Genomic DNA, 12,541 nt, shown 5'->3' with positions numbered 1-12,541 from the left:
GCGAAGGTAGGAAGGCGGGGAAGTCAAAAGGCAAAATATAAAATAGACACCTGTTGGTTTCGGGTGCTCTTTTGTGTTGTTGTATGTTCCCTTATTGCTTATTCTTCCAGCAACTCCTGGCAGCCAAATTCTTTTTCCAGCAGCGAGTCGTAGTAATCGGCTTTTTGAAATAGTTGGCGAAACATATCGGCGCCGTTTTCGCGGGTCATGTCCAGGTCGTACATGATGCAGGAAAGCACAATGTTTTGCTTGGTGCAGCTAAGCACCAGCCCATCCAGTTTAAAGTTTTCGGAGAGCAAAAACTGGTACAGCGGCTTGATGCGGGTGGTATCGGCAGGCAACTGGCACAGGTAGGCATCGCCGGCCACAAAATAATTTTCGGGGTTGTAGTTGATCTTTATTTTGGCGGCGCCTTCTTTCACGCTCCAGTTGTTGGCACCGTCGCGGGCCAGTTTTACGTCTTTGCCCAGGTCTTCCAAAATGGCTTCCACTGTTTTGGCAATGCCCACCGGCTTGCGTTCCCGCTCGGGCGGCATGGGCAGTTTTACCTCGGTGCCGCAAAACGGGCAATACCGCGTGGCGTCGATATTGGAGGGCACCACCAGGTAATTGCAGCTGTGGCAGCGGGTGGAGGGTTCGCCGCGGTGCGACTGGTACAGCTCCAGCGCTTCGCGCAGGTAACTGACCGGCAGGGCAAAACCCAGGTTATCGCCGCCGCGAATGATGAACGAGTTGACGCCAATGATCTCGCCCTGTTTATTTACCAGCGGGCCACCCGAGTTGCCGGGGTTAATGGCCGCATCGATCTGAATGTATTTTACGCCATCGCGTACCCGATCCACTTTTGAGATCACGCCCTGCGTAGCGGTGTAGTTGAGGCCATACGGGTGACCAATGGCTACCACTACTTCGCCATCATGTACCTGTGCGTAGTTGCCCAGCCGCACTTCGGCCAGGGCCACATCTTCGGGCGGCTGCAAAAATGCGAGGTCGTGTTTTTTATCGGTGTACCACACCCGTGCAATGCGCTTTTCAAACAGGCGCCCTGCAATGGTTACTTCCGCATTTTGCCCCACCACGTGTTCGTTGGTGGCAATGAGGTTGAACTCTTTTAAATAAAAGCCCGTACCCGTGCTCGTTTGCGTAGCAATCTGGATAATAGCGGGGCGATATAGTTCGATGATCTGCTGGGTAGTCAAACCGGTGATTTGTAGGATTTGTAATGATTTTAATGACGCTGCGGCAAATGGTTGCCAATGCAGTGAAATTTTTCCGGTGCAAGATGCAGGCCATTAGGTCTACGTATCAATTTTATTGTTGATCACGCGCCGAAATTGAAGGTTTTTCGCTCCAAAATTGATCAGCAGCCCAATCGCAAAGCGGTGTGTTTCTAGATTGTTGATTGCTTGTGCCAAGTGCTCATTTTCCAAAGTTGCCAGCGCTTTTAACTCAACTGGAATATTGTTTTCAACAAGCAAATCTATTCTTCGCCTTCCCACTACAACACCTTCATAAAATATAGGCATGTCCACTTCTTGCCGAAATATCATGCCTGCTTTTTCTAACTCTATTATCATGCAGCGTTGGTAAACCACCTCCCGATGACCATTTTTCAACGCACCATGTACCCGCATTGCACATCCGATAATTTGCTCCGTCAGTTTGGAATATTTGTAACCGTCAGCCATCAACAAAAGTTACATCATCCTCAAAACGGTTGCAAGCAGGAACCGGTGATTTGTGTGATTAGAAATGATTTTTGTATGATACGAACATTTCCAGTAACACTTGAGGCATCCTGATCTTGGGTAGCCATTTGCTGAAGCATCATATAATCATTCCTTAATCATACAAATCACTGGTTCGCGGTTTCCATGTTTAAGGACTCAATCTCATTCGTAAACGACTGGTTAAACGCCACGGCATTGTCCCATTTCAGGCGGTCGGTGCGGAATTTCATTTCCCCATATTTGCCTTTCCATGCATCCTGGATGCGGGCAATTTCGGCGGTGATGGCCTCCTGGTTGTAAGTGCCGTCTTCGTTGGTGAATTTTATATTATACCCAAGATCGTTGAAATAACCGCTGTATGAAACCTGCATGAACAGGATAAAAAATTCGGTGATGGGGCGGGGCAAACTATACGTAAACTGGCAGTAAGCGAAACCGTACTCCGCAATAAGTGCGGCTATGCGTGCCTGTTTGTTTTCCTTGTACCAGTTGATGTTTTGATTGGCGTTGTAAATGGCATCGCCCACCGACTTATAGCTCTGGGGCGATACAATGGCAAACGTGTACCGCGACCGGAACAGGTAAGGCATAAACTGCTCCCTGGTGCGGCCCGCCATTTTTTGGAAACACTCAATCATTTCGCCGTTCTTTTCCGGCACGGGGCGGTTGTCTTTGCGGAAATAAGTTTCCACAATTCGTTCCAGGTCCAGCAGCAGTTTGCCTTCGGGCACAATCAAAAAATCGATGCGGTAAGCCAGCGCCAGCAGCACGTAGGCAATGCCCCCCGAGTATTTATCGGCATCCACGCCTTCGATCAGTTCCAGTGTTTCGCGGATCCATTTTTGAAACCATTTGTATTTTACTTCTTTCTCCTCTTCCGGTATGCCCAGCACATGGTCTTTATCCATGGCCTGCAGCGTGGTAAAATCCTGTACCAGCAAGTCGTCTTGTTTGTCGGCGCGGGTGGCCAGTTCTTTCAGGCCGTAATACAGCTTGCTGGGGTTGGCGGTTTCAATGTCTGACGAAAACAGCATGCACAGTTTTTCGCCGTCCAACGCAAACGAAGAGTAGTACAATTTAAAATTGATCTCCAGCAGGCGCCGCATCACGGGCACCGAAGGCTGCGGCATGCGTGCCAGCACGGTGCTGGCTTCCAGCTTTTCGGCATCGTAGCGGCCCCGCACCACCTGCGAGCCCTGGTAAATTAAAAAAGTTCCCGCGGTGTCGCCATCGGGTTGGTGCACCAGGTTGCCTTCCGCATCATCGGTGAGGTAGTCGAAAAAGGTGCGGATGCTTTGGTGGTATTTTTTTTCCTTAAACAAGGCATCGGCTTCGTTCCACTTGGCTACTTTCTCCACCGGTTTGTTGTTATCGGAGTACCGGCCAAAGCGGATGGCGGGTGTGGTTTCGTCCAAATCTTCGGGTTTTGATCTTTTAAACAACTTTTCCAACATAGTATGCAAGCCTTGTTGAGCACCATGCGGGCACCGGGGCGCCGCAGGGAAAATGGTTTGCTTCAAAATATGGGCCGCAACCAGTGAGCATTAAAGATAAGGGGATGCGCTTTGCCCCAAACATGAGCTTGATCTATTGTTGTGCTGGTTTTAGGCAGCGGCTGCGCCAAAAGTGCCGCTTCAAAAAAGGGTACGAAATATTGGTGCGCCGCCATTTTTACCAAAAACCAACTTATCAACACCCGCGGGCCGGCAACCTTCATTTGCATCAAAAATGCTTAGTTTCGCCCCTGTTCGTTTTGTATATAAAAGAACAGCTCTGGCCATACAGCAAAAGAAAAAAGGTTTATGAAATTCATCGTTTCCTCTTCGCAGCTACTGAAACAACTGCAGCATATAAATGGCGTGATCAACGCCAATACCGTTTTGCCCATCCTCGAAGATTTTTTGTTTGAAGTGGCCAACAGCCGCCTGACGGTGGTGGCTACCGACCTGGAAACGGTGATGCGCATACAAATGGACGTGGAGGCCCGCGAGGCCGGGCGGGTGTGCATTCCAGCCAAGATCCTGATGGACTCGCTGAAAAACCTGCCCGACCAGCCGCTGACCTTTACCATCGACAAAAACTTTGGTGTAGAGATCACCTCCGATAATGGCAAGTACAAGGTGATGGGCGAAAACCCGGATAATTTTCCAAAAGAACCCACTGCTGATGATACCACATCGTTTACCATGCCTTCAACAGCGCTGGTAACGGCTATTAATAAAACCCTGTTTGCGGTGAGCAACGACGACCTGCGCCCCGCTATGACCGGTGTGTTTTTTGAACTGAACAAAGAGTACATCCAGTTTGTGGCCACCGATGCGCACCGCCTGGTGCGGTACAAGCGCACCGATGTAAGCTGCCCCCGCCCCGACTCGTTTATTGTGCCCAAAAAGCCGCTGAACCTGCTGAAATCGGCCCTGCCCGACAACGAGGACGAGCTGACGATTTCGTACAACCCCAACCACCTGTTTGTGGTGCATGGCACTACGCAAATGAGCTGCCGCCTGATCGATGCCCGTTTCCCCGATTATAAAGTGGTGATTCCAGCCGACAATCCTTATAAGCTGGTACTGGAAAAAAGCCTGTTTCAAAGTGCCCTGCGCCGGGTAAGCGTGTTTTCGAACAAAAGCACCAACCAGGTAGCGCTGAATATTTCAGGTTCCGAGCTGCAGCTGGCCGCACAGGACGTAGATTTTTCTTTTGAAGGAAATGAGCGGATGCAGTGCCAGTACGATGGCGAAAACCTGACCATTGCCTTTAATGCCCGCTTCCTGATTGAGATGCTGAACGCCGCCGACGGCAGCGAAGTACGCATTGAGCTGAGTACGCCTACCAAGGCCGGCATCCTGAAACCAATGGAGCAGGAAGAAGGCGAAGACCTGCTGATGCTGGTGATGCCGCTGATGTTGAACCAGTGACTTGAGGATTGGAAAGGATTTAAAGATTAATTTTTAGCGGGTAAGAACGCCCCGCACTTTATACAACGAGCATTCCATTGGGAGTGCTCGTTTTTTATATACAGCTAAATCTTTTCCCTTGGCTTTAAAAGGAACAGCTAACAGCTAACTGCCAACTCCAGACTCCGGACTATCAACTGTCAACTCTCAACTCCTCCTTTCCGCCCTCACCATTTCCCGCTTACCCGGCGGGCCGGGGATTTTGGTAACGGTAAAACCTGCTGCCTGCATGGCGCGGCGCACCACACCTTTGGAGCAATAAGTTACCAGCACGCCACCGGCATTGGTGTGGTTGAACAGTTTGGAAAAAACCGCTTCGGTCCACAACTCGGGTTGGGCGGTGGGTGCAAAGGCATCGAAATAAATCAGGTCGAAGGGCTCGTTGGGTGAAAAAGCAAGGAGGTCGGCGTTGGATTTATGCAGGGAAAACAGGGGGTTGATGGCGACGGTTTGTTCCCATGGCGCATTGTGTAATTGGTGGAATAGCTCTGGGTTCTCCCCGGCGTAGTTGAGTCCGGAGGCTTCTTCGGCCGACAGCGGGAATTTTTCTACAGAGGTATAATGAATAGGGCTTTGAAGCCGCTCGGCGGCAAGGGCCGTGAGGTAGGCATTGAGGCCGGTGCCAAAGCCCATTTCAAAAATGTGCAGGGGCTGCTTACTGGTCTGGCCACTTGCCGGCTCGCTACTGTTGTGGGCGCCCGCCTCAGTGGCCTGACCAGTAAGCCCCAGCCGCCAATAAAGCCCGGCTTCAATAAACACATGCAGGCTCTCCTGCACGGCGCCGTGGTGCGAATGATAGGTAACCCCCATCTCGGGAATGGCCACCGTATGCGACCCATCGGCCGTGGAAATGATCTGGCGATTCATGAGGCAAGTTAAGAAGGAGTCGGAAGTCCGAGGTCGGAAGACGGAAGAAGAAAATGGCTGGAAAGATGTTTTGCTAAACAGAACGTTTATTTCCGCAAAGCCTGTTGAATCTGCATCAAATTCTTTCTGGACCTTTCAGACTTTTCGGATCTCATTCTTCGGACTTTGCGGACTGCCGTCTTCCCACTTCCTCCTTATCTTGCCTTTTATGCACTATACCGCCCACCTCAGCACCGATCCCAAGCTTGCAGCCCTGATAGAACGGCAAGGCCCGCACGAAGTAAAGCAGCGCAAAAATATTTGCCTGCGCCTGTGTGCTTCCATCATGGGCCAGCAGCTGAGCACCAAAGTGGCCGAGGTGTTGTTTCGCCGGTTTTTGGAGTTGTATGGCGGCACCGAGCCAACGCCGCAGCAGATAGCCGCCACGCCGCACCAAACGCTGCGCGGTATTGGCTTGTCCAATGCAAAGGCGCAGTACGTACTGAACGTAGCCGAATTTTTTACCGCCCAAAAACTGACCGATGCCAAGCTGCGCAAGATGGAAAATGAAGCACTCATCGACTTGCTGACGCAAATCAAAGGCGTGGGCCGCTGGACGGTGGAAATGCTCCTGATGTTTACCCTTGGCCGCGAGGATGTTTTTGCCCCCGATGATTACGGCATACAGGTGGCCATAAAGGGCCTGTACGGCCTCGACGACAGCAACAAAAAAGCCTTTCGCCAGGCCATGACGGCAGTGGCCGAAAACTGGGCTCCCTACCGCACATACGCCTGCCTGCACCTGTGGCGATGGAAAGATGAACCGGTGATTGGTAAGATTAAAAAGGATTGACATGATCAAAGCATAAATGGATTGGTACGCAGGTGAAAACGCTCAATTTTAAATAATCAAATGTTGATCAATTAAGCGCCTTTTCCACACGCAGCCTCCAATCATTCAAATCCTTTCCAATCCCACAAATCACCGGTTACACATGAAAATGCCGGTGCGGTCTGGCACTAAAGCACCACCGGTCACCGGCAAGCATATGTAGTAAAATAAAAGTTCGGTCAGTCAACGGCCTTTACGAAAACGGAGGCTTACAGTACGATCACGCTGTTTTTGGTGCCAAATTCATTGATCTTCTGATCGTCTGCATCGGGGTCGTTCATCCACTCCGTTTCGTTGATGCGGTATTTAAATTCGTGCTCCGAATTTTTGGGCAGCGACAGTTCGCAGGAAAATGTGCCGTCTTTTTTGCGGCTCATCACCACCGAGTTTTCCCAGTCGCTGTTCAGTCCCAGGATCTCAATTGTTTCGGCGTTTTCTACCTTAAAGGAAAACTTCACTTTACAGTAATCCTTTGTTTTGAAATACGTCTTTGTTACCATTTTTTAAGGTATTTAGGAGGTTGGTGTTTTGCTGGTTAATGCCCCACAAAGGAAAAAAGTAACCGGTTACATACAAAATATTGTTCAAGCCATTTTGGTTTTGGGAAAAATAATATGTGTATTTAATTGAAGAGCAGCAACAATTTTCGCTTTGCGGATACGGGTAAAATTTTTAGCCCATCAATAAAAATTGCCGTTTTCCGCCATATCAGTTTTATCCGGGCCAAAAAAGACCTTGGTCAAACTGAAAAAACGACTTCCAAAAACCGGGGTGAAAATGCGGCGCCCAAGCCGGGAGTCTGTGGCATTTGGATAAGTCCATTGGGGCCAAACTGAAACCCGCCCTCCACCGGGTCTTCCGTAAACATCAGCGGCGTATCAAAATCGCAAAAATGTACCGCGGGGCTGGCCAGCGCCAGGTGTGCCGCAGCGGTCATGCCCAGGCGGCTTTCCATAAAACCGCCCACTTGCAGCCCGATGCCGGCACCGGCCGCCTGCCCGGCAATGTTGGCCGCATGGTGCAGCCCACCCGATTTACCCAGTTTTACATTAAACAGCGGACATGCCTTGAGGGCAATAAGCCGCTGCGCATCATGAGGGCTGCACATGCTTTCATCGGCCATAATGGGTATGGGCGATGCTGCAGAAAGCTGCGGCAGTTCCGTAAAAAGCCACCTCGGAATGGGTTCTTCGCAATGCTGGATGCCGAAAGGTGCAAGGGCTTGTAGAACCTTCAGGGCGGTTGGCGCATCGGGCCAGCCCTGGTTGGCATCAATGCGCAGCGGCAGGTGCGGCCCAATGGCTTTACGGATGGCCCCCATCCGGGCGATATCTTCATCGGGGTGGCCGCCCAGTTTTACCTTGATGACGGTAAACCCTTCCTGCTGAAACCGCAGCGCATCGGCCGCCATTTTTTCGCCAGGGCCTAGGCTTACGGTCATGTCGGTATGTAAAGGCTTGTCATTTTGGCCACCCAAAAACTGGTACAGCGGCTGGCCGGCATGCTGCGCCGCAATATCGTGCAGTGCCATATCAAAGGCGCTTTTGATGGAACTGTTGGCCCAAATGAGCCGGTCCATCAGGGCCACATTGCCTGCAATATCCAGTGCATTTTTTCCGTGCAGTGCCCGGGCAAATAGGCGCCCTACGGCCAGGCAGGTTTCGGCCGTTTCACCATTGATGGTGGCAAAAGGGCTGCACTCACCCCAGCCGCTGAGGCCCGCACTGGTTTGTATGTGCACTGCCACATTCTGCACCCGCTCAATAGGCCCCAGCGAAATTACAAACGGCTCCCTCAGCGGAATATCGAGGCGGAAAAGCGAAACAGCGGTGATGATTGGTGCGGCTGCCATGGGTGTATTTTAAAGGGCATAGCACAAATATTACAGTTTTGTGCCGGTGCGGTAAAAGGGCGGCAACTTTTACGCCACCGTCCAAGTCCTGCGGTTCGGCATTCTTGCCCTATCTTGCCGCCTGCTAAAGCCAGCTTGTGAACCCAACTGTTTGTTTCGATTTTGGCAATACCCGGTGGAAAGCCGCCCTTTTTACCGACAAAAAACTGGTGCAGACCTTTCATTTTTCGGAGGCCGGGGTGCTGGCCGAAGTGGCTGCGCTGATGGACCAGTACGGCCCCGAAGCGTCCATTTTGTCGTCGGTGGTAAACCACCCGCCCGAGCTGGAAGCTTTGCTGGCGGCCCGAACCCGTTTTCATAAACTGTCGCACCTGTCGCAGCTGCCGTTTACAGTGCCGGTGGGCAAACCCGAAACCATGGGTGCCGATCGTCTGGCGCTGGCCGCTGCAGCGGTTTTTTTATTCCCCAACGGGCATAACCTTGCCATTGGGCTGGGCTCCTGCATCACGTTCAATTTTATCAACAGCGAACACCAGTTTTTGGGCGGATCCATTTCGCCGGGGCTGGAAATGCGCCTGCGGGCCATGCACCAGTTTACGGCCAAATTGCCCATGGTGGAGGCCACCTGGAACGTGCCGCTGGTGGGCTACGATACTGCTACAAACCTGCAATCAGGCGCCGTATTGGGCATGGCTAAAGAGATCGATGGCATTGTAGAAGCCTATGCAGCGCGGTATGCCAACTTTAACGTGCTGTTAACCGGGGGTGATATACCCTTTTTGGCGCCCCATTTGAAAAATAAGATATTTGCCGACCCTCATCTCATTTTTAAAGGATTATATGCAATTAGTGAAGTTAACCGCGGCCAGTAAAAAATCTTTACAGGCCTGTGGTTTGGCGGCCGCCCTTTTTCTGGGGCAGTCTGCGGTGTTTGCCCAGGGCAACTCGCCTTACTCCCGTTATGGCCTGGGCGATCTGTCGCCAAACACAAATATCCTGAACAGGGGCATGGGTGGTATTTCGGCAGGTTACTCGGAACAGCTTTCTGTCAATTTCAACAACCCAGCATCTTACTCGGGCTTTAGCGCCATACTGGAGCAGCGAAGCAAAAAAATGCTCTATGGCCGGGTGCTGCTTGATGTGGGCATCAACGTGGAAAACCGCACTCTGCGCAACCCCAACCAAACTGCCAACTTTTCGACCACCAACTCATATTTTTCTTACCTGCAGATGGGCATTCCGCTGCGCCGCAACTGGGGCCTGAGTTTTGGCCTGCGGCCGCTGACCCGCATTGGTTATAAAGTGGGCCGCAACGAATTGCTGGTAAACCCCGAAACCGGCATGAGCATCGACAGTGCTTACACCGAATTTTCGGGCAACGGCGGCACGTACCTGCCTTCAGTAGGTACCGGTTTTGCCATTAAAAACCTGAGCGTGGGTGCCAACGTGGGCTACCTGTTTGGCCGCAAAGAATACACCACCAAGCGCTCCATCATGAACGATTCGCTGGCATACAACAGCTCCAACCACACCGATGCCACATCGCTGGGCGGGTTGTTTTTTAATGCCGGTGTACAATACAAGATCAAGGTAGGTAAAGAAACCGCGCTGCGCCTGGGCGCCAGCGGCAATATAAAACAACAGATCAATGCCCGCCGCGATATCATTCGCGAAACCATTATCCGCGACCCGAACAACGGCGACAGCAAGCTGGACTCGGTTTACTCCGAAACCGACCGCCCCGGCGAGGTTACTTTCCCTGCATCATTTACCTATGGTTTTGTGCTGGAAAATGTACAACAAACCGGCGCCGGCTGGATGCTGGGTGCCGACCTGGTGCAAAACAAATGGAGCCAATACCGCTTTTTCGGCCAGCAGGATTCAGTGCAGGACAACTGGCAACTGCGTGTGGGCGGCCAACTGCGCCCCAAACCGGGCCGCAGCTATTTTACCAACGTAGCTTACCGCGCCGGATTTTTTACCGGCCCCGATTATATAAAACTGGGCCGCGAGCTGCCCCAATACGGCATTACGCTGGGTGTGGGCCTGCCCATTCCATCGAGCCGCATGGCACCGTACCAGTTTACGGTGATCAACCTGGGCTTCGAGGCCATGCGCCGCGGCAACAACGACAATACGCTGCGCGAAAACCTGTTCCGTGTTTCCGTAGGCCTTTCCTTCTCTGATGCCTGGTTTAGCAAACGTAAATATGATTAAACGGCAACGCACAAACGAAAAGAAAATACATTTCGGTAGCCGATGGTTTAACAACCATCGGCTATTGTCTGTTGCCTGTTGTCTATCATCTATTTTCTTCTTCTCCGCCTGCGAAAACAGCGAAGAAGCCATCCAGGAATGGACCGGCACCAAGGTGCTGGTGGAGGAAGCCCACAACATCAACACCCTGTTTAGCCAGGGTGGCCGGATGCGTGCCCGCCTTACGGCACCGCTGATGTTGCGCTACAGCACCGATACGGTGTACGTAGAATTTCCCAAAAGCCTGCATGTTGATTTTTACGACAGCACGGGTAAAAAGGAAAGCGAGCTGGATGCGCTGTACGGCAAATATTTTGAAACCACCAACCGCGTGTACCTGCGCGACAGCGTGGTAGTGGCCAACGTGCAGGGCGATACGCTGCGCAGCCCCGACCTTTGGTGGAACCAGGCCACAGGTAAATTTTACACCGATAAAGTGGTGCGCATCAAAACCTCCGATAAAACGGTAAATGGCGGCCGCGGCCTCGAAGCCGACCAAGACCTGAGCAACACCTACATTTTTGAGCCGAAAGGTGTGATTGCCGCCCCGCCGGGAATGTAGGGAGGAGTCGGAAGACCGAAGACGGAAGTCGGAAGATGGAGCAGCCTGATAGAGTTGGTGGTGCAGGCTGGGAAATGTATTGTTTTTAGCTTTCGGTTTCGTCGTTTTTGCCGCCGGTAAAACGAATACCCCACATTCATAGTTTTCTTTTTTAAGCCTGCATCCGGCCTTGTCATCCTGAGCGCAGCGAAGGATCTGAACGTTGTATCGAAAGTTATTTCGTGAATATAAGCGGGCTCATTTTGTTTTTCAAGAGGCCGGTTAGTGCAGGCTCAGATCCTTCGCTGCGCTCAGGATGACAACACAAATTGGTACAATAGCCCGCCATCTTGTTCTTCTACCGACTTCGGTCTTCGGACTTCCGACTTTACTTAACTTCACTCCACCTTAATCAAACATCCCACATGGAATATAGAAGAATGGGCCGCAGTGGCCTGCAACTGAGTGCACTGTCTTTTGGCAGCTGGGTTACTTTTTCCAAACAGGTTGACGACTCGCTGGCCGATGAGCTGATGGGGCTAGCCTACGATAGCGGCATCAACTTTTTCGACAACGCCGAAGTGTATGCCCGTGGCGAAAGCGAACGCCTGATGGGCCGGGTGCTGCGCAAAAAAGCATGGGATCGGTCATCCTACACCGTTAGTTCCAAAGTATTTTTCGGTTCGCGTGGCCCGGCCAACAAACCCAACATGACCGGCCTCAGCCGCAAGCACATCATCGAGGCCTGCCACGAAGCGCTGCAACGCCTGCAGGTAGAATATCTCGACCTTTATTTTTGTCACCGCCCCGACCCCAATGTGCCCATTGAAGAAGTGGTGTGGAGCATGAACATGTTGCTGCAGCAGGGCAAGATCCTGTATTGGGGCACATCGGAATGGAGCGGAGCCGAAATAATGGAAGCCCACCGCGTGGCCGCCGATTACCGCCTCATTGGCCCCGTGGTGGAGCAGCCGCAATACAACCTGCTGGAGCGCCACAAAGTAGAAGTGGATTACGATCCTGTGTACAAAAATGTTGGCCTGGGCACTACCATCTGGAGCCCCTTGGCATCGGGGCTGCTTACCGGTAAATACAACGACGGCATTCCGGAAGGCAGCCGCTTTGCACTGGAAGGTTACGATTGGCTGAAAGACCGTTACCTGGCCGAAGAAAAGATGAACCGGGTAAAAAGCCTCACTGCATTAGCCGGTGAACTGGGTGTGCCTGTTTCCAACCTGTCTATTGCCTGGACGCTCAAAAACCCAAATGTAACTACGGCCATTTTGGGTGCTACCCGCCGGGAGCAACTGGAAGAAAACCTGCGGTCGCTGGATGTGCTGCCCCTGCTCACTCCAGAGATCATGGAGCGCATTGAAGGAATCATGCAAACGAAGCCGGTAAGGCAATCTTTTTAAGGTATTTGCGATCGTTTCACTTACCGAAAGGAAAGCTTACAAAAGCGAGCAG

The 12,541-nt window shown here is 51.9% G+C and carries 13 protein-coding genes; 6 read left to right on the top strand and 7 right to left on the bottom strand.

From position 1 onward, the window contains the following. Positions 1-98: 98 nt before the first annotated feature. From DRJ53_RS05300 to DRJ53_RS21090, 4 genes are all read right to left on the bottom strand, one after another. Positions 99-1,199: a trypsin-like peptidase domain-containing protein gene (locus DRJ53_RS05300; protein ID WP_114234563.1), complete on the bottom strand. Its 1,101-nt coding sequence runs from the start codon at positions 1,197-1,199 to the stop codon at positions 99-101. A 99-nt stretch (positions 1,200-1,298) separates the two neighbouring features. Then, complete coding sequence (locus DRJ53_RS05295) at positions 1,299-1,688, bottom strand: GxxExxY protein (protein WP_114234562.1); 390 nt, start codon at positions 1,686-1,688, stop codon at positions 1,299-1,301. 167 nt (positions 1,689-1,855) lie between these two features. Beyond that, positions 1,856-3,145, bottom strand: coding sequence for a YbjN domain-containing protein (locus tag DRJ53_RS05290; RefSeq protein WP_241558461.1), 1,290 nt, complete (start codon positions 3,143-3,145; stop codon positions 1,856-1,858). Between the two features lie 101 nt (positions 3,146-3,246). Continuing rightward, a complete protein-coding gene (locus DRJ53_RS21090) occupies positions 3,247-3,456 on the bottom strand; it encodes a hypothetical protein (RefSeq protein WP_123893375.1) in 210 nt (69 codons plus the stop codon). Positions 3,457-3,532: 76 nt separating this feature from the next. Here DRJ53_RS21090 and dnaN point away from each other — a divergent pair, with 76 nt between their 5' ends. Beyond that, positions 3,533-4,648, top strand: a complete 1,116-nt coding sequence (gene dnaN / locus DRJ53_RS05285) for a DNA polymerase III subunit beta (RefSeq protein ID WP_114234560.1) — start codon at positions 3,533-3,535, stop codon at positions 4,646-4,648. Positions 4,649-4,834: 186 nt separating this feature from the next. On the opposite strand, the gene mnmC2 is transcribed toward dnaN, so the two are convergent. Next, positions 4,835-5,554 carry a tRNA (5-methylaminomethyl-2-thiouridine)(34)-methyltransferase MnmC2 gene (gene mnmC2 / locus DRJ53_RS05280; protein ID WP_114234559.1) on the bottom strand — a complete coding sequence of 240 codons (720 nt, stop codon included), beginning with the start codon at positions 5,552-5,554 and terminating at the stop codon, positions 4,835-4,837. A 208-nt stretch (positions 5,555-5,762) separates the two neighbouring features. Here mnmC2 and DRJ53_RS05275 point away from each other — a divergent pair, with 208 nt between their 5' ends. Then, a complete protein-coding gene (locus DRJ53_RS05275; RefSeq protein ID WP_114234760.1) occupies positions 5,763-6,386 on the top strand; it encodes a DNA-3-methyladenine glycosylase family protein in 624 nt (207 codons plus the stop codon). Between the two features lie 248 nt (positions 6,387-6,634). On the opposite strand, the gene DRJ53_RS05270 is transcribed toward DRJ53_RS05275, so the two are convergent. Together DRJ53_RS05270 and DRJ53_RS05265 are read right to left on the bottom strand one after the other, a co-directional pair. Continuing rightward, entirely contained in the window at positions 6,635-6,925 is a 291-nt protein-coding gene (locus DRJ53_RS05270; protein WP_114234558.1) for an isoamylase early set domain-containing protein, read from the bottom strand. A gap of 239 nt (positions 6,926-7,164) precedes the next feature. Further along, positions 7,165-8,277 (bottom strand): mandelate racemase/muconate lactonizing enzyme family protein, encoded by a 1,113-nt coding sequence (locus tag DRJ53_RS05265; protein ID WP_114234557.1) that lies wholly within the window; start codon positions 8,275-8,277, stop codon positions 7,165-7,167. A gap of 137 nt (positions 8,278-8,414) precedes the next feature. Between DRJ53_RS05265 and DRJ53_RS05260 the strand changes: the two genes are divergently transcribed. The 4 genes from DRJ53_RS05260 to DRJ53_RS05245 all read left to right on the top strand — a co-directional run bounded on the left by DRJ53_RS05260 (position 8,415) and on the right by DRJ53_RS05245 (position 12,489). After that, positions 8,415-9,149, top strand: a complete 735-nt coding sequence (locus DRJ53_RS05260) for a type III pantothenate kinase (RefSeq protein ID WP_114234556.1) — start codon at positions 8,415-8,417, stop codon at positions 9,147-9,149. Further along, positions 9,118-10,494, top strand: a complete 1,377-nt coding sequence (gene bamG, locus DRJ53_RS05255) for a BamG family beta-barrel-assembly machinery protein (protein WP_114234555.1) — start codon at positions 9,118-9,120, stop codon at positions 10,492-10,494. The genes DRJ53_RS05260 and bamG overlap by 32 nt, the downstream gene beginning before the upstream one ends. 64 nt (positions 10,495-10,558) lie before the next feature. Then, entirely contained in the window at positions 10,559-11,095 is a 537-nt protein-coding gene (gene lptC, locus DRJ53_RS05250; RefSeq protein WP_162303806.1) for an LPS export ABC transporter periplasmic protein LptC, read from the top strand. Between the two features lie 404 nt (positions 11,096-11,499). After that, positions 11,500-12,489, top strand: a complete 990-nt coding sequence (locus DRJ53_RS05245; RefSeq protein WP_114234553.1) for a potassium channel beta subunit family protein — start codon at positions 11,500-11,502, stop codon at positions 12,487-12,489. Positions 12,490-12,541 lie beyond the last annotated feature (52 nt).

Source organism: Paracnuella aquatica, from assembly GCF_003332885.2.
GTDB lineage: Bacteria > Bacteroidota > Bacteroidia > Chitinophagales > Chitinophagaceae > Flavisolibacter > Flavisolibacter aquaticus.
Note: the sequence above shows the minus strand (reverse complement) of the source record. Positions and strands in the feature narration are given on the sequence as shown.